This window comes from Acidimicrobiales bacterium (assembly GCA_036491125.1).
GTDB lineage: Bacteria > Actinomycetota > Acidimicrobiia > Acidimicrobiales > AC-9 > AC-9.
The window spans coordinates 14,603-30,899 of record DASXCO010000232.1; the positions used below are offsets into that span (position 1 = coordinate 14,603).

The window sequence follows — 16,297 nt, forward strand, 5'->3', positions numbered from 1 at the left end:
CGGGACCCCCCGAGCGGCGGGCTACGGTGGCCGCTCGTGAAGGTGACCATGCTGCTGTGCGACTCGGCTCAGGTGGCGGACGGAAAGCTCTTCATCCTCGGCGCCGGCTGGAGCATGATCGGCCCGGAGCCCGCCCCCTCGGCCGTCGCGCTGAAGATCGAGGTCGGTTGGCACGAGGCGCTCCAGCCGCACCACTGGGAGCTGTACCTGGTCGACGCCGACGGCAGGGACGTCAACCTCGACACCCCCGAGGGCCCCCGTCCCGTCGAGGTGCGGGGGGACTTCCACGTGGGACGGCCGACCGGCGTGCCCGAGGGCAGCCCGAGCGACGTCGCCCTGGCCGTCAACCTGGGCCCGGTCCCCCTGACCGCGGGCTCCCGCTACACGTGGAGGCTCAGCATCGACGGGGAGAGCGACGAGAGCTGGGAGCTCGCGTTCAGCACCCGGCCGTCGGTGCCGACGCCATGACCTCCCACGAGCGCCCCTTCGGCGCCTACCTCGAGGACTTCGTGGTCGGCGACGTGTACCGCCACTGGCCGGGGAAGACGATCACCGAGTACGACGACCACCTCTTCTGCATGATCACGATGAACCATCACCCGTTGCACACCAACGAGTGGTTCGCCGAGTCGGAGACCGTGCAGGGCCGCAATGTCGTCGTCGGCAACCTCGTGTACTCGCTGGTGCTCGGCATGAGCGTCCCCGACATCAGCGGGTCCTCCATCGCCAATCTGGAGGTCGAGTCGCTCGTCCACCGCTTCCCGACCTTTCACGGCGACACCGTCTATGCCGAGACCCGGATTCTCGATGTCGTCCCTTCGCGCTCGAAGGACGACCGGGGGGTCGTGACGGTCGAGACGAAGGGCTTCAACCAGCGAGGCGAGGAGGTTTGCTACTTCCGCCGCAAGGTCATGGTGTGGAAGCGGGATCACGCGCCGGCGAGGCGCCGGCCCTACAGCGAACCCGTGTGGGACTGACGGTTCGAGGCCTGCGAGCCGGCGCCCTTCGTGTGAGACATATGTCACAGTGAATTTTCCCGCTCGATACACGCGGGTAACCTCCTGTTCAGTCCAAGGGGGGCCACGCTGAAGGTCACCTTCTACGGGGTGCGAGGCTCGTGCCCTTGTCCGAGCGAAGCGAATCGACGCTATGGCGGCAACACCGCCTGCGTCGTCGTCGACGCCCCCGGCGAGGCACCCATCATCTTCGACCTGGGGACCGGGCTGCGACAGTTCGGGGAGCGTCAGCCGACCGACGGCTCGTTCCGGGCCACGGCCTTCCTCACCCACATCCACTGGGACCACGTCCAGGGCCTTCCGTTCTTCCCGCCCATCGACCGTGTCGGCGCCACGCTCGACGTCTACGGGCCGCCTCAGCAGGAGGGCTCCCTGCACGACGTGTTCGGGGACTTCATGCGACCGCCCTACTTCCCGGTGCACTTCAGCGAGCTGCGAGGCGACATCCGCTTCCACGATGTGCTCGAGGAGGACTTCTCCGTCGGGGCGGCCAAGGTTCGGATTCGGCCGGTTCCCCACTGCGGACCGACCATCGGCTTCCGGGTCGAGACCGGAGGCCAGAGTGTCGCCTATATCAGTGACCACCAGGCCCCGCTGTCGCTGCGCGGGGTCGCCGACAGCGTGCTCGAGCTGTGCGACGGCGTGGACCTGTTGATCCACGACGCCCAGTACACCCAGGCCGAGTTCCGGGAGAAGGCCCACTGGGGCCACTGCACCGTCGAGTACGCCCTCCTGGTGGCGAGGGAGGCCGGCGCCCACCGGCTCGCCCTGTTCCACCACGATCCCGCCCACGACGACGACGAGATCGACCGCCTCCTATGGCACGCCCGCTGCATCTCCGAAGGTGCCGGCGGCGTGGACGAGGTGGTGGCGGCTGCTGAAGGCATGGTCATCGACCTCCCCAATCCCTGACCATGGCTGCACAGGACGACCTCCAACGGGGCTCGGCGCCGACGTTCGACTCGGCTCGGTACCGCGAGGTGCTGGGTCACTTCGCCACGGGCGTCGCCGTGGTCACCACGGCCGACGAGGACGGCCCGGCCGGGTTCACCTGCCAGGCGTTCAACGCCCTGTCGCTCGAGCCGCCTCTGGTTGTTTTCGCGCCGTCCCGCACCTCGCAGAGCTGGCCGAGGATCGAGGCCACGAGGGTGTTCTGCGCCAACGTGCTGTCGGAGGGCCAGGAAGCGCTGAGCCGGGTGTTCGCAACCAAGAGCCAGCGGAAGTTCGACGGCGTCGGGTGGCGTCCCGGCACCACCGGATCCCCGATCCTGCACGAGACCCTGGCGTGGGTCGAGTGCCGCCTGGAGACGGCCCACGACGGTGGGGACCACCTCGTCGCCATCGGTCGTGTGCTGGACATGGGCGTCGGACACGGTCAACCGCTCGTGTTCTACCGGGGAGGCTTCGGCCGCTTCGAGGTCTGAGCGCCTAGTCTCTGGGCCGTCGTGCCCACCATCACCGCGTCAGAACAGATCGTGGATGTCGTCGTGGTGAAGCCCGACGTCCATGGGGACGAGCGGGGCCGCTTCCTCGAGACCTACCGCCGATCGTGGTTTCCCCTGGGCCGCGAGATGGTGCAGGGGAGCTGCTCGGACAAGCGGGCCGGCGCCGTGGTCGGCCTCCACTACCACCTCCACCAGGCCGACTACTGGTACGTGGTGCGGGGCGAGGCCCGGGTGGTGCTCCACGATCTCCGCCAGGGGTCGCCCACCGACCGTGCGACCCTGACCCTCGACCTGGGCGAACGGAACACCCTCGGCGTCTTCATTCCCCCCGGAGTGGCCCACGGCTTCGCCGCGACCGCCGACATGACCCTGACCTACCTGGTCGACGGGTACTACAACCCGGCGGACGAGTTGGGTGTGGCCTGGGACGACCCTGAGATCGGCGCCGACTGGGGGGTGGCCGCGCCCGTCGTGTCCGAGCGTGACCGGAGCAACCCCCGCCGCTCGGATCTCCCGCCCGCCCTGCGGCCGACCGTGGGGTTACGCACATGAGTGGTTTTGTCGCCGTGCGCGTCTAGGCTGGCCTGGGGCCTGGCGGGTCTCCTTGGGGGCCTGGCGGTCTGTGACACACAGAGAGTCCGACTATTCGGTTCAATGGAGTCTCGTGTACGGCAACGGGAATGACATCCCGAAGGGGTCCTGGACCTCCCGACGGGAAAGGTGGGCACTAGGACAATGAGCGTCTTGCTCCTCGTCGTGGTCCTGCTCGTCGTAGCCATCGTGCTGTCCCGTCTGACCTGGGTATCTCTGGGAGAGCGGCGGTCGATCAAGCACCACGAGCAGGCGATGGATGTGCTGCGGTCGCTAGCCGGCGGCCCCCAAGGGTCCGAGCATCCCGAGGCGGGCGAGCATGCCGAGGCGGGCGAGCACAGAGGCACGCACGTCAACGCGTCGGTGGACGACCGTGGCTTCCCCGCGCCGGCGCCCGCCAAGGTCGTGCCGGAGGCGGTGGCTCGTCGCGAGGAGACCATCCGGGTTCTGCGGGCCCAGCCGACCGGCGCCCAGCCGTTCACCCTCGACCCGTCGGAAGCCCGACCAGGCCGCCAGGACCAGACGGCGCCAGCGGCCTCGGCCGTGCCGCCGCCCCCGCCGGCGCCGGCCCCGGCTGCCGGCCGGCCCGGCGGCTCGGAGCCCGCCGATCAGCCGGTGGGGGTCGAGGCGCGCCAGGGCGGAGCGGGATCCGGGCCGTCGTGGGAGCCCGCCCATTCACCCCAGATTCCAGCGGACCGCAACGGAGAGCCGGCCAGGCCCGCCTTCGTGTTCATCGCGGATGACTCGGGCCAGCCCGGCCCCGTCACCGTGCCACCGACCGTTGCCGACGCCATCCGCAGCAGCGCCCGCGGGCGCTCTGGCAACGGCGATGGAAGGGCCGACGGTCATCGTCTCTCCCGTGGCGGGTGGGGCGACGGCCGCGAGAGGACCGGAGGAGACCGATGGGCCGACGGGCAGCACTGGGGCGAGGAGCCCGCCGCAGGGCCCACGACACTGCCCAGCCCCCCGTCGATCGGCGACCATGACTGGTCCGCCAGGTCCCGGTCCGAGGCCCGGTCTCGTTCGCGGGCGGGGACGCGATCGAGACTGTGGGGGCGATTGCTGGCACCGGTCCACGCCACGGGACGGATTACGACGGGGGCACGCCATCGTGTCGGGTCGGCTGGTCGCCCTGTCCCACCCGACGGCGACGCCGGTCCCGACAACGGGTGGCTCGCAGAGGCCCGCGGCCGGGGGGAGTCGACTGGCGAGAGCGTGAAGGTCACGACCGTCGACGTCCCGGCGGTGACGACCGCCGATGCGGTCACTGCCGCTCCCGGTCCTGCGATCGAGACGACCGAGGGCGGTGACGGCGCCGCCGACACGACCGCTCCCAACCCCGAGGTGCCTGCCGGGCCGCCGCCTGTCGCCGATCGTGAGCGCGTCACGGGCGGAGTCGACGGCGTCGACGGCGTCTGGCCCGCCTTCGACGCCGAACACGCCGAGCAGCCCCGGCCGCTGGTCGGGCGGGACGGACGACGGCGGCGGGTGGGTCTCGTTGCCGGCTTGGCGGCCATCGTGGTCGTCGTCGTTGTCGTCGCCGGTGTTCTCGCGGCCACCATGTCGGGCTCGTCCAAGTCCAACAAGGCCCAGCCGACCAGCCAAGCGTCGCCGCCACCGACGGCAGCCCCGGCTCCGCCTCGCTCGCCCTTGAATCTGGTCTCGAGTGACCAGAATGGATCGCTGTACAACGTCAACTCGAGCAACGTGGTCGTGTCGGCCGTGGCCAGCGGGCGGGTCTGGTTGGAGGTAGTGGCCGGGACGGGACCGTTCGGCTCGGTGGTGTGGCAGGGCATCCTCACGAGCGGCCAGACCCAGACCGTCACCAACAACGCGCCCGTCTGGATCCGCATCGGCGCGGCGTCCAACGTGACCCTGAGCGTCAACGGCAGCGGCGTCCAGCTGCCGCAGGCACCGACGACGTACAACCTGACCTTCTCGCAGGGCCAGACCTAGCCCCGGCCCGGGAGACCGGCCCGGGAGATGGCCGGAGGCGCCACGCGCCGAGGTCGGCCCAGGAGGCCGGCCCGGGAGATGGCCGGAGGCGCTACGCGCCGAGGTCGATCGCTCAGGCGGAGATCCCGACGGCGCGGAGTACGAAGGCGAGCACGAACGCCTCGTCCCGCCAGGCGTCGTAGCGTCCCGACGGTCCCTGGTGACCGGCGCCCATCTCGGTCTTCAGCAGCACCTGGGCATCGGGATCGGCCGCGCGGAGCTTCGCCACCCACTTCGCCGGCTCCCAGTAGCTGACCCGTGGGTCGGTGAGCCCGGCGGTGACGAGCATCTCGGGGTGGGGGCCCGCGGTCACGTTGTCGTAGGGCGAGTAGGACTTCAGGTAGGCGTAGGCATCGACGTCGTCTCTGGGGTTGCCCCACTCTTCCCACTCGAGCACGGTGAGGGGCAGCGTGTCGTCGAGGATCGTGGTGAGGCAGTCTACGAACGGCACCTCGGCGATGACGGCCTTGAACAGCCGGGGCGCCAGATTGACCACGGCGCCCATCAGCAGCCCGCCGGCGCTCCCGCCCCGAGCCACCAGCCCGTCGGCCGAGGTCCAGCCGCCGTCGACCAGGTGACTGGCGCAGGCAACGAAGTCGGTGAAGGTGTTGGTCTTGTGGAGGAGCTTGCCGTCCTCGTACCAGCGCCGCCCGAGCTCGCCCCCACCGCGCACGTGGGCGATGGCGTAGAGGAAGCCTCGATCCAGCATGCTGAGGCGAAGCGACGAGAAGATGGGATCGAGGCTGTACTCGTAGGCGCCGTAGCCGTAGAGAAGCGCCGGTCCACGCCCGTCGGGCGCGCGGTCCTCCCGGTAGACCAGCGAGATCGGAATCCTCGTGCCGTCGTCCGCAGTGGCCCAGGCCCGCTCGGTCCGGTACCGGGCGGGGTCGTAGCCCCCGAGCACCGGCTGGCGCTTCAGCAGCCGGGGCACTCGGTCCTCCATGTCGTAGTCGTAGACCGACCGGGGCGTGACGAGGGAGCTGTAGTCGTAGCGGAGGACCCGCGATCCGAACTCGGGGTTGGGCCCACCCCAGGCGCTGGAGACCGACTCGGGCTGAGCGACGGTGTGGGATCCCCCGTCCCGCAGGCTGGTCACCCGGATCCGCCGGCTGGCCTCGGCCCGCTCGTACACGACCAGGTGCTCGGCGAACACGTCGATGTCCTCCAGCCTCACGTCAGGCCGGTGTGCGATGACGTCCCGCCAGGCATCCCGGGTTGGCCGGTCGACCGGTGCCTCGACGAGGCGGAAGTTCTCGGCATCGGCGTTGGTCACGATGAGGAAACGCCCGTCGCGGTGCTCGACCGCGTACTCCACCCCCTGTCGGCGGGGCTCGATCACACGGAAGTCGGCATCGGGATCGTCGCCGGAGAGCACGCGGGCCTCGCTGGTCACCTTGCTCTCGAGCTCCAGCACGAAGAAGGCGTCGTCCTTGGTTTTCGACACGCCCACGTAAAAGCGCTCGTCGCGCTCCTCGTGCACGCACACGTCGGCCTCCGGTGCCGTACCCACCGCGTGGCGCCACAGCTGGTAGGGGCGCATGGCATCGTCCGGTCGGGTGTAGAAGAGGGTGGCTCCGTCGTTGGCCCAAGCCAGGCCGTAGTACACGTCCTCGACCTGGTCCGGGAGGTCCGTGCCGGTGCTGAGGTCCCGGAAGCGCAGGAGATGCCGTTCACCGCCGGTCGTGTCGACCGCGAAGGCCATCAACCGGTGATCGGGGCTCACCGCCAGCCCGCCCAGCGAGAAGTACTCGTGGCCGGCGGCGAGCTCGTTCCCGTCGAGCAGGACCTCCTCCGCCGGGTCGCCGGGCGAGGTGCCAGGGTCAGTCGGATCGGGTTCGCCGACAGGTCGGGCCGGACGGCGGCAGTGGATGGCGTACTGGCGGCCCTCGACCGTCCTCGAGTAGTAGCTCCAGGGCCCCTTGCGGACCGGTACCGAGAGGTCGGTCTCCTGGATCCGGGCGACGATCTCGGCGTAGAGGTTTTCCTGGAGCGCGGACGTGTCCGCCATCGCCGCCTTCGTGTAGGCGTTCTCGGCCTCGAGGTAGGCGATGACGTCGGGATCGTCCCGCTCACGCAGCCAGTACCACTCATCGAGGCGGTCGTCATCGTGGGCCCGCAGCACGGACGGCCGGCGGGGCGCCATGGGCGGAGCGGGAGCGGCGTCTGACTTGCGTTCGGGTACCGACATCGCCTCGAGAGGATAGGACCGGGCGGGCAGCGCCGGCGGGGTGGTTCGGATGGGAAGAATCGCCCATAGTCTGGCGGCCATTGGAGGTTTCTGGGCCCTGTGGGAGTTGTTACTATGTACGTAGGAGAAATTCGGGTCGATCCGACCAGGAAAGGGCTGATCACCTGATGGCAACCACCGATCTCGATCTCGACCGGTACAAGCTCGGCTGGAGCGACGTCGAGGACTACATCTTCAAGCCCAAGAAGGGCGTCAATGCCGACATCGTCCGGGAGATGTCCTGGATGAAGGGCGAACCCGACTGGATGCGGGACATGCGGCTCAAGGCGCTCCGGCACTTCGAGCGCAAGCCCATGGCGCCCTGGTTCGCCGTGAACATGCCGGACATCGACTTCGACGACATCTACTACTACATCAAGCCGACCGAGAAGCAGGTCGACGCCTGGGACGAGCTTCCCGACTCGGTGAAGGCCACCTACGAGAAGCTCGGGATCCCCGAGGCCGAGCGCAAGTACCTGGCCGGCGTCACCGCCCAGTACGAGTCGGAGGTGGTGTACCACCGCAACCGGGACAACCTCGAGAGCCAGGGGGTCCTGTTCTGCGACATGGACACCGCCCTGCGGGAGTACCCCGACGTCGTCAAGCAGTACTTCGGCACGGTCATCCCGCCCAACGACAACAAGTTCGCCGCCCTCAACTCGGCCGTGTGGTCGGGCGGCTCGTTCATCTACGTGCCGCCGGGCGTGAAGGTGGAGATGCCGCTCCAGGCCTACTTCCGGATCAACGCCGAGAACATGGGCCAGTTCGAGCGCACCCTCATCATCGCCGACGAGGGCGCCCAGGTGCACTACATCGAGGGGTGCTCGGCGCCGGTCTACACCTCCGACTCGCTTCACTCGGCCGTGGTCGAGCTGGTGGCCAAGCCCAGCGCCCGCATCACGTACACCACGATCCAGAACTGGTCGAGCAACGTCTACAACCTCGTGACCAAGCGGGCTCGGTGCGAGACCGAGGCCCACGTCGAATGGATCGACGGCAACATCGGGTCACGGCTGACGATGAAGTACCCCTCGGTGTACCTCATGGGCCCCAAGGCGTCGGGCGAGGTGCTCTCGGTGGCCTATGCCGGCCCCGGCCAGCACCAGGACGCCGGAGCCAAGATGATCCACGCCGCCCCCGAGACCAGCTCGACCATCGTGTCGAAGTCCGTGTCCAAGGACGGGGGCATCACCACGTACCGCGGGCTGGTCCACGTGGACGAGGGGGCCACCAACGCCAAGAGCTTCGTCCGCTGCGACGCCCTGCTCCTGGACGAGGCGAGCACGTCCAACACCAAGCCCTACATGGAGGTGGAGGAGCGCGACGCGCAGATCGGGCACGAGGCCACGGTCTCGAAGGTCGGGGACGACCAGCTCTTCTACCTGATGAGTCGCGGCCTCTCGGAGCAGCAGGCCATGGGCATGATCGTGAACGGCTTCATCGAGCCGGTGACCCGGACGCTGCCGATGGAGTACGCCGTCGAGTGGAGTCGGCTGATCGAGCTGCAGATGGACGACTCCGTCGGCTGATCCCTGACGCGGGCGGTCGCCGACGGCGTTCCGCGTCATCGGGTGACCAGGTCGTCGCACGAAGTTCATCGAGATGCGGCGTCTGTGCGGCGGCCGGCGAGTATAGAATCGGGTTCCCTTTGAAGCGATGGATGGCGCTCCTGGTGCGCCCGCCGGGCCGGGGGGGGACACGAACTCATGCCGATGCGCGAGGAATGCAAGCACTTCCAGAGCCGGACCTACGCTTCCGGTGAGGTGGCGCGCTTCTGTGTGCTCGACCTGGCCCCGGAGGCACCCTGGCGGTGCCCGGCCAACTGCCCGGCCTACGAGCGGAGGATGGCCGACGCCGGCTGGGCCCACGGCAGCCTGATCGAGCCGGCGATCGAGGACGAGCCTGAGGTCCCTGGTCCCGAGGCAGCCCACCTGCTGGACGAGGCCGAGGACATCGTGAACATGGTCGGCCCCACCCTGGCGGCCGAGGTCGAGCGGGAGCGGGAGCGACGGGCGGCCACCGCCACGAGCCCGTGGTGGCGCCGCTGGCGCCGCGGGCGCTGAACCCCCGCTGGGGCTATTGGCGCTGACCCAGCCGGCCCTACTGGCCCCTGAACGATGCCGGGCGCTTCTCGGCGAAGGCGACCATCGCCTCTCGGAGGTCGTCGGACGGGAGGAAGGCCGCGTTCCACGCGGCCACGTAGTCCAGCCCCTCGGCCACGCTGCGCGCCTCGCCGGCCGCCAGCACCGCCTTGGTCCCCTGCACGGCGAGCGGTGAGTTGGCGGCGATCTCGGCCGCCATCTCGGCGGCGGCCTTCACCACGCCCTCGTGGTCGGGAAGTACGTCGTTCACCAGACCGATCTGACGGGCGCGGTCGGCGGTGACGTCCTTGCCCGTATACGCGAGCTCGGCCACGTGCCCCATGGGGATGATGCGCGGCAGGCGCTGCAGGCTGCCGAGGTCGGCGACGATGGCGATCTTCGTCTCGCGGACGGAGAAGACGGCGTCGGCCGCCGCCAGCCGGATGTCGCAGGCGGAAATGAGGTCGACGCCGCCTCCGATGCAGTAGCCCTGCACGGCGGCGATCACCGGCTTGGGACAGTCCGCCACCGAGGTGACCGAAGCCTGCATCCGGCGCACCTCCCGCAGGGTCTGGCGGGCGTTGGCCACCTGCGACCCGCCGGAGCCGGCCACGGAGCCGCCCATGGCTTTGAGATCGAGGCCAACGCTGAAGTGCGGTCCGCGCGCCGCCACGACGACGGCGCGGATCTCCTCGTCGTCGGCCAGCTGTTCCATCATCACTGGCAGATCGGCCCAGAAGTCTGGACCCATCGCGTTCCGGCGCTCGGCGCGGTCGAGCCAGAGAGTGGCGACGTGTTCGTCGCGCTCGACGGATAGGACCTCTGAGCTGGACATGGAGGCCACAGTAGCGGCGGGCGGACGATAGGTTCGCCTGACATGGGCATCGAGCTGCGCTACCGGGTCGTCGACGTGTTCTCCGACCGGGCGCTGGCGGGCAACGCCGTGTGTGTCGTGCTGGACCCCTGTCCGGAGCCCGTGATGGGAGCCATCGCCAGGGAGGTCAACCTGAGCGAGACGACCTTCCCGACCGTGATCGGAGCGGACGAGTACGAGGTGCGCATCTTCACACCCACCGTGGAGCTCCCGTTCGCCGGTCATCCCAGCCTCGGCACGGCGTGGGTCCTCGGACCCCGCCGCTGGACCCAGACCTCGGAGGGGGCCACCGTCGTCGTCGAGGCCGACGAGATGGGGGCGGTGATGGGTCAGCCCACCCCAGAGATCTCCGAGGCGCCGAAGGCGCTGCTAACGGACTCGACCCTTCCAGGGGCAGAGGGTGCCGAGGGGGCCTACCGAGCCCAGGCCGGGGGCATCGCTCACCTCCTCATCCCGACCACGGTCCGCCTCGACCGGCTCCGCCCGTCGCCCGCGGCCGTCGCAGAGGTGGCCCAGAGGGCCCGAGCGACCACGGTTGCCCTCTTCACCTGGCGGGACGATGCGATGCTCCACGTGCGGGTCTTCGTTCCCGGCCCGGAGGGCTCCTCGGGGGGAGGGTTCGAGGATCCGGGCACAGGCTCCGCAGCCGGGCCCATCGCACTCCTGGCTCGCCGCCTCTGGGGTACGGCCGCCGACGTGACCATCTGCCAGGGCGACGAGATCGGCCGGCCCTGCCGGATCGAGGCGCACGCGGAGGACGGCGATGTACGGGTCGGCGGCAGGATCGCCGCCTGCGCCGAGGGCAGGTTCACCCTGTAGGGCTGGACAAGGCGAGTAACTAGAGTGGAGTGACTGGTCGGGAGCGCCCAGCACCCGACCGACCGACCTCACGATTCGTCGCCCTGAGATGACCCCGCCCTTGACCGAGTTCACCGTCGACGCCGCGGCCGCGCTGCCGGGGCCAGCCTGGATGAAGCAACGGCGCGCCGATGCGTTGAGCCGGTTCGAGGCGGGGGAGTTGCCGACCGAGGCGGAGGAGGTGTGGCGCTACAGCCGCATCGACGAGCTCGACCTGGCCTCCTTTCGGCCCGTCGCCGCCACCGCGACGGAGACCGGCCTGCCTCCTGCGGTCACCGCCGTCGCCGACGCGGTCGGCCCACGCTCGGGCCTGCTGGTGCTGCGCGACGGTCGCGTCGCCCACGCCGAGGTGCGCGACGATCTTGCCGCTCGGGGCGTCCTCCTCGACGGCCTGCTGCACGCCGCTCCCGACGAAGGGGCCGAGCTGCTGGGTTCGGTGGCCGCCGCGCCCGACGGCTTCGTCGAGCTCGCCACCGCGTTCCTCGCCGAGGCGGCCCTCGTCCAGGTGCCGCCGAAGGTCGAGCTGGACGCGCCCCTCGTCGTCGTGCACTGGCTCGGCACGGAGGGAGCTGCCGTCTTTCCCCGCACCGTCGTGAAGGTCGGGGAGGCCAGCCAGGCCGCTGTGGTCGAAGTGATGGCCTCGGGTGACGTCGCGGCTCTGGCGGCCCCGGTCGTGGAGCTCGACGTGGCCGACGCCGCCAACCTCGCCTATGTGGGACTCCAGCAGCTCGGCTCGCGGGTCTGGCAGGTCGCCTATCAGGCCAGTCGCGTCGGCAGGGACGCCAGCCTGCGGTCGTTCACAGCTGCCCTCGGCGGCGAGTACGCCAGGCTGCGAACGGACTCGAGGCTCGCGGGTCAGGGTGGGTCGAGCCAGCTCATGGCCGCCTTCTTCGGCGCCGCCGACCAGATGCACGACTTCCGCACCCTGCAGGACCACGACGCCCCGAAGACGACCAGCGATCTGCTGTTCAAGGGCGCGGTGCGGGATCGCGCCCGTTCGGTGTACAGCGGTCTCATCCGGATCCGCCACGGCGCCCGCGGGAGCAATGCCTTCCAGACCAACCGCAACCTCGTGCTGTCGGAGGGTGCCCACGCCGACTCGGTTCCGAACCTCGAGATCGAGGAGAACGACGTGCGGTGCAGCCACGCCTCGACGGTGGGACCGATCGACGAGGAGCAGCGGTACTACCTGGAGAGCCGCGGTGTGCCCCCGGCTGTGGCGGACCGCCTGATCGTGGCCGGCTTCTTCGGCGACATCCTCGAGCGGGCGCCCGCCCCGGGCGTGCGCGCCCATCTGCGGCGGGCCGTGGGCGATCGTCTGGAGAGGGACTGATGGGCGAGCGGGTCAGGCTGTGCGCGACCGCCGAGGTGCCGGCGGGCACGGCGCGACGCTTCGACGTCGGTGAGCACCGCATCGCCCTTATTCGTGTCGGCGACGCGTTCTATGCCATCGGCGACCGGTGCAGCCATGCCGACTACTCGCTGTCCGAGGGCGAGGTCTTCGCCGAAGATCTCGAGATCGAGTGTTGGAAGCACGGCAGCACGTTCTCGCTCGAGACCGGCGAGCCCCTCTGCCTGCCCGCCACCCAGCCCGTTCCCGTGTACGAGGTGGAGGTCGAGGGCGACGACGTGATGGTGGTCCTGCCGTGAGGCCGGCCCGGGAGGTCGGCCCGAGGGCAGAGCCGGGCGCGAACACCGGCCCCGGCGCCGAGCTCTCGATCACCGGGTTGCGAGCTGCGGTCCCCGAGCGGGAGATCCTCGAGGGCATCGATCTCCGGCTCCGCAGCGGTGAGGTCCATGCGGTCATGGGGCCCAACGGGTCGGGGAAGAGCACGCTCGCCCATGTCCTGATGGGCCGGCCGGGCTACCGGGTCACCGCGGGTGGGGTGACCCTCGATGGTGTCGACCTCCTCGCCCTGCCCACCTGGAAGCGCGCACAGGCGGGATTGTTCCTCGTCCCCCAGTACCCGACGGAGGTCCCGGGCGTGAGCCTGGAGGACGCCCTGGGCGAGGCGCTCACCGCCGCCGGCCGGGATCGGGCCGAGGTGGGCGAGCTGGTCGCGGCGGAGGCCGGCCGCATCGGGTTCGACCCGAGGTTCCTCGTCCGACCCCTGAACGTCGACCTGTCGGGTGGCGAGAAGAAGCGCAACGAGACGGTGCAGCTCGGTGTGCTGCGACCGAGGTTCGCGGTGTTGGACGAGATCGACTCGGGCCTCGACATCGACGCCCTTCGGGCCGTGGCCGGGCGCATCGAGGCGGCCACGACCGAGTCCGACCTCGGGGTGCTGGCGATCACCCACTACACCCGGCTCCTCCACGTGCTCAGGGCCGACGCCGTCCACGTCATGGTCCGCGGGCAGATCGTTCGCAGCGGCGGACCGGAGCTGGCCGAGGAGCTCGAGCAGACCGGCTACGCCCCGTATGGGGTCGACGAGCCCGGAGCAGCCGTCTCCGGGGCCTGAGCAGCCCGCTGGGGGCCGGAGGCAGGCGGTGGGATGGCGACGGCCGCCAGTGTCGAACTTGACCGAGCGGTCGAGTTACGATGACCGGCGCCGGTGGTCCGGTCGGTCGTGAGCGAGGGGGTTCGCGAGATGCGGTTCTTCAGCTTCCACCTGATGCCCTATCCGGGGTTGCCGGACGACTACGACGGACCTGCCTGGGTGACGTGTCCGAACTCATTGTTCGACCCCGGCGTCGGCACCCAGATCTACAACCGCTATCTGGACGAGCTCATCCTCGCCGAAGAGCTCGGCTTCGACGGGGTCTGCGTGAACGAGCACCATCAGAACGCCTACGGCCTCATGCCCTCGCCCAACCTCATGGCATCGATCCTCGCCCGCCAGACGAGCCGGGTACGGATCGCTGTGGTGGGCAACGCCCTGCCGCTGTACGACCCGCCCACGCGGGTGGCCGAGGAGTTCGCCATGATCGACTGCATCAGCGGCGGTCGCCTCATCGCCGGGATGGTTGTCGGCGGCGGTCCCGAGTACTACTCGTCCTCCATCAACCCGGCGCATGCCCGGGAGCGGTTTCAGGAGGCCCACGACATCATCAAGCGGGCGTGGACCGAGCCTGGCCCGTTCGAGTTCATCGGCAAGCACTACAAGCTTCGCTACGTCAACAGCTGGCCCCGCCCCGTCCAGCAGCCTCATCCGGAGATCTGGGTCCCTGGCGTCGGGTCACTCGAGACGATCGAGTTCGTCGCCCGCAACCGCTACGCCTATATGGGTATCCCGTACTTCCACATCGACGTGTTCGAGCGCATGTTCAAGATGATGCGGGAGGCCTGTCAGCGAGAAGGCTACGAGGTCGACCCGCTCCAGCTGGGCTGGCTCGTCCCCATCTTCGTGGCCGAGACCGACGCCGAGGCCCGCCGTCAGTACGAGGAGCACTTCTGGTACTTCGTGCGCCGCCTCCTGCCGGGCATCAACATCTCCCCGCCGGGCTACACCTCGATCCGCTCGTACGAGAACATCCTCAAGGGAGCCAAGACCTTCGCCCTCAACTTGAAGACCTGGGACGAGGTGCAGGCGGGGCAGTACGCCATCGTGGGGTCACCCGACACGGTGACCGAACGGCTCACCGAGAATCTCCGTCGCCTCGGACCCGGCAACCTGCTCGGTCTGTTCCAGCTCGGAACGCTTCCGGCCGATGCGACACGGCGCAGCCTCGAGCTGTTCGGCACCGAGGTCATGCCGAAGCTGCGGGCCACCTTCCCGGCCGGCCAGCCCGTGCTCGGCGCGCCGGCGGCGGTGGCCTGATGGGAGCCAGCCTCGTCGACGAGCGGCTCGTGACCGAGATTGGAGCCGTGCAGATCTTTCGAGGGGGAACCGGCGATCCAGTCGTCTATCTCCACTCGGCCATGGGAGAGGGGGCGGGGACGCTGTTCCTCGAAGACCTGGCCGAGGAGCGTGCGGTGGTGGCGCCCGTCTTTCCCGGCTTCGGCGCCTCCGAAGGCATCGAGAGCATCGAGGACATGGAGGACGCCGTGTTCCACCTCCTCGACGTGTTCGACCGCCTGGGCCTGTCGTCGCCCGCGGTGGTGGGCCTGTCGCTCGGGGGCTGGATGGCGGCCGAGCTCGCCGTGCGCTACCCCGACCGGGTCGGCCGCCTCGTGCTGGTGAACCCCGCCGGACTCTACCTACCCGGCGCCGAGATCAAGGAGCTCTTCGGCCGGCCCCTGCGCGAGCTGGCCCAGGACATGTTCGCCGACCAGAGCCATCCCATGGCCCAGATGATGAGCCAGCTGGACATCATGGCGGCCAGCGAGGTCGAGATCCCCTTCGAGGTCCTGCGTCCACTGCTCCAGTCCATGGCCGCCACGGCCAAGTTGGCCTGGGATCCCTACCTGCACGACCCCAAGCTGGCCCGCCGGCTCCACCGCGTCAGCTCGCCCACGCTCATCGTGCGCGGGGCGCAGGACACGCTCGTGCCCAGGGCGCACGCCGAGGCCTATGCCAGCGGGATCTCCCGGGCTCGACTGGTGGAGGTCGACGACGCGGCACACCTGTTGCCCCTGGAGAAGCCCGACGAGCTGGTCGGGCTTCTCCGCGCCCACCTCGCTGCGTAGCTACGTCGCCTGTCGGCTAGTCGCGTGCCCGCATCACGGCGAGGACCACGAGCCCGACCGCGACGGCCATGAATCCGGCGGCGAAGGAGATGGTCGACGCCTTGGTGAGCTTCTCGGTGACGCCCTGGAACGCCTCGTAGGAGAGAATCGAGTAGGCGAACCCCACGATCAGGAAGCCGGCAGCGGCGAGAAACAGACCAGGAGCGATGCTCGGCCGGTGCCGGTGGCTCGCTGGTGCCGCCGTCGCCAGCACCGGCTGGGTCTGGGGTCCAGGAGGTCCGCTGGGGCCGCCTGGACCGCTCGGCCGGCTCGGTCCGCTCAGCCCGCCTGGTCCGCCTGGTCCGCCTGGTCCGCCTGGTCCGTCGTGTCTACGGTGGCGAGGTGAGGCGTCACGGGCAGCCGGCCCACCCCGGTGACGGAAGGCCCATTTTCATATAACGTATGGCTTTCGGCTCGGGGAGGGCGCATGACGATCAAGGACAAGACGGCGATTGTCGGCATCGGGACCTCGAAGTTCTACCGACGGGGCCAAGCCGGCGACCTGACCGGGCTCGACCTGATGCTGGATGCCACCTCGAAGGCCCTGGAGGATGCCGGCCTGACGGTGGACGACGTGGACGGGTTCTCGTTCTATGCCGGC

General features: G+C 69.7%; 17 protein-coding genes. 14 read left to right on the top strand and 3 right to left on the bottom strand.

Annotation, left to right across the window (positions count from 1 at the left end; all coding sequences use genetic code 11):
- The first annotated feature begins 36 nt into the window (after positions 1-36).
- From VGF64_17915 to VGF64_17940, 6 genes are all read left to right on the top strand, one after another.
- Positions 37-468: a hypothetical protein gene (locus tag VGF64_17915; protein ID HEY1636636.1), complete on the top strand. Its 432-nt coding sequence runs from the start codon at positions 37-39 to the stop codon at positions 466-468.
- Positions 465-977, top strand: coding sequence for a MaoC family dehydratase (locus VGF64_17920; GenBank protein HEY1636637.1), 513 nt, complete (start codon positions 465-467; stop codon positions 975-977). Before VGF64_17915 ends, VGF64_17920 begins: the two co-directional genes overlap by 4 nt.
- A 129-nt stretch (positions 978-1,106) precedes the next feature.
- Positions 1,107-1,928: an MBL fold metallo-hydrolase gene (locus VGF64_17925; protein ID HEY1636638.1), complete on the top strand. Its 822-nt coding sequence runs from the start codon at positions 1,107-1,109 to the stop codon at positions 1,926-1,928.
- A gap of 2 nt (positions 1,929-1,930) precedes the next feature.
- Complete coding sequence (locus VGF64_17930) at positions 1,931-2,440, top strand: flavin reductase family protein (protein HEY1636639.1); 510 nt, start codon at positions 1,931-1,933, stop codon at positions 2,438-2,440.
- A 21-nt stretch (positions 2,441-2,461) separates the two neighbouring features.
- Complete coding sequence (gene rfbC, locus VGF64_17935) at positions 2,462-3,013, top strand: dTDP-4-dehydrorhamnose 3,5-epimerase (protein ID HEY1636640.1); 552 nt, start codon at positions 2,462-2,464, stop codon at positions 3,011-3,013.
- Between the two features lie 183 nt (positions 3,014-3,196).
- On the top strand, positions 3,197-5,008 hold the full coding sequence (locus VGF64_17940) for a RodZ domain-containing protein (GenBank protein ID HEY1636641.1): 1,812 nt from the start codon (positions 3,197-3,199) through the stop codon (positions 5,006-5,008).
- 112 nt (positions 5,009-5,120) lie between these two features.
- Here VGF64_17940 and VGF64_17945 read toward each other — a convergent pair whose 3' ends face one another.
- Complete coding sequence (locus VGF64_17945; protein HEY1636642.1) at positions 5,121-7,235, bottom strand: S9 family peptidase; 2,115 nt, start codon at positions 7,233-7,235, stop codon at positions 5,121-5,123.
- Between the two features lie 167 nt (positions 7,236-7,402).
- Here VGF64_17945 and sufB point away from each other — a divergent pair, with 167 nt between their 5' ends.
- Together sufB and VGF64_17955 are read left to right on the top strand one after the other, a co-directional pair.
- Positions 7,403-8,803 carry a Fe-S cluster assembly protein SufB gene (gene sufB, locus VGF64_17950; GenBank protein HEY1636643.1) on the top strand — a complete coding sequence of 467 codons (1,401 nt, stop codon included), beginning with the start codon at positions 7,403-7,405 and terminating at the stop codon, positions 8,801-8,803.
- 177 nt (positions 8,804-8,980) lie between these two features.
- Complete coding sequence (locus VGF64_17955; GenBank protein ID HEY1636644.1) at positions 8,981-9,337, top strand: hypothetical protein; 357 nt, start codon at positions 8,981-8,983, stop codon at positions 9,335-9,337.
- A gap of 37 nt (positions 9,338-9,374) precedes the next feature.
- Here the strand turns inward: VGF64_17955 and VGF64_17960 are convergent, their stop codons facing one another.
- Entirely contained in the window at positions 9,375-10,190 is an 816-nt protein-coding gene (locus VGF64_17960; GenBank protein ID HEY1636645.1) for a crotonase/enoyl-CoA hydratase family protein, read from the bottom strand.
- 42 nt (positions 10,191-10,232) lie between these two features.
- On the opposite strand from VGF64_17960, the gene VGF64_17965 reads away from it, so the two are divergent.
- From VGF64_17965 to VGF64_17990, 6 genes are all read left to right on the top strand, one after another.
- Entirely contained in the window at positions 10,233-11,048 is an 816-nt protein-coding gene (locus VGF64_17965; protein HEY1636646.1) for a PhzF family phenazine biosynthesis protein, read from the top strand.
- Between the two features lie 100 nt (positions 11,049-11,148).
- The gene (gene sufD / locus VGF64_17970; GenBank protein ID HEY1636647.1) at positions 11,149-12,420 is read left to right on the top strand and encodes a Fe-S cluster assembly protein SufD; all 1,272 of its coding nucleotides are present in this window, start codon (positions 11,149-11,151) and stop codon (positions 12,418-12,420) included.
- Positions 12,420-12,737: a non-heme iron oxygenase ferredoxin subunit gene (locus VGF64_17975; protein ID HEY1636648.1), complete on the top strand. Its 318-nt coding sequence runs from the start codon at positions 12,420-12,422 to the stop codon at positions 12,735-12,737. Before sufD ends, VGF64_17975 begins: the two co-directional genes overlap by 1 nt.
- Positions 12,734-13,549 carry a Fe-S cluster assembly ATPase SufC gene (gene sufC, locus VGF64_17980; protein HEY1636649.1) on the top strand — a complete coding sequence of 272 codons (816 nt, stop codon included), beginning with the start codon at positions 12,734-12,736 and terminating at the stop codon, positions 13,547-13,549. Before VGF64_17975 ends, sufC begins: the two co-directional genes overlap by 4 nt.
- A 108-nt stretch (positions 13,550-13,657) precedes the next feature.
- Positions 13,658-14,848 (top strand): LLM class flavin-dependent oxidoreductase, encoded by a 1,191-nt coding sequence (locus VGF64_17985; GenBank protein HEY1636650.1) that lies wholly within the window; start codon positions 13,658-13,660, stop codon positions 14,846-14,848.
- Positions 14,848-15,657: an alpha/beta fold hydrolase gene (locus tag VGF64_17990; GenBank protein ID HEY1636651.1), complete on the top strand. Its 810-nt coding sequence runs from the start codon at positions 14,848-14,850 to the stop codon at positions 15,655-15,657. Before VGF64_17985 ends, VGF64_17990 begins: the two co-directional genes overlap by 1 nt.
- A gap of 16 nt (positions 15,658-15,673) precedes the next feature.
- Here the strand turns inward: VGF64_17990 and VGF64_17995 are convergent, their stop codons facing one another.
- Positions 15,674-15,910, bottom strand: a complete 237-nt coding sequence (locus VGF64_17995) for a hypothetical protein (protein ID HEY1636652.1) — start codon at positions 15,908-15,910, stop codon at positions 15,674-15,676.
- Positions 15,911-16,297 lie beyond the last annotated feature (387 nt).

Excerpts from the sequence above, each read along its gene's own strand:
- VGF64_17920 (HEY1636637.1), top strand. The coding sequence starts at position 465 with ATGACCTCCCACGAGCGCCCCTTCGGCGCCTACCTCGAGGACTTCGTG.
- VGF64_17930 (HEY1636639.1), top strand. The coding sequence starts at position 1,931 with ATGGCTGCACAGGACGACCTCCAACGGGGCTCGGCGCCGACGTTCGAC.
- VGF64_17940 (HEY1636641.1), top strand. The coding sequence starts at position 3,197 with ATGAGCGTCTTGCTCCTCGTCGTGGTCCTGCTCGTCGTAGCCATCGTG.
- VGF64_17945 (HEY1636642.1), bottom strand. The coding sequence starts at position 7,235 with ATGTCGGTACCCGAACGCAAGTCAGACGCCGCTCCCGCTCCGCCCATG.
- sufB (HEY1636643.1), top strand. The coding sequence starts at position 7,403 with ATGGCAACCACCGATCTCGATCTCGACCGGTACAAGCTCGGCTGGAGC.
- VGF64_17955 (HEY1636644.1), top strand. The coding sequence starts at position 8,981 with ATGCCGATGCGCGAGGAATGCAAGCACTTCCAGAGCCGGACCTACGCT.
- VGF64_17960 (HEY1636645.1), bottom strand. The coding sequence starts at position 10,190 with ATGTCCAGCTCAGAGGTCCTATCCGTCGAGCGCGACGAACACGTCGCC.
- VGF64_17965 (HEY1636646.1), top strand. The coding sequence starts at position 10,233 with ATGGGCATCGAGCTGCGCTACCGGGTCGTCGACGTGTTCTCCGACCGG.
- VGF64_17975 (HEY1636648.1), top strand. The coding sequence starts at position 12,420 with ATGGGCGAGCGGGTCAGGCTGTGCGCGACCGCCGAGGTGCCGGCGGGC.
- VGF64_17990 (HEY1636651.1), top strand. The coding sequence starts at position 14,848 with ATGGGAGCCAGCCTCGTCGACGAGCGGCTCGTGACCGAGATTGGAGCC.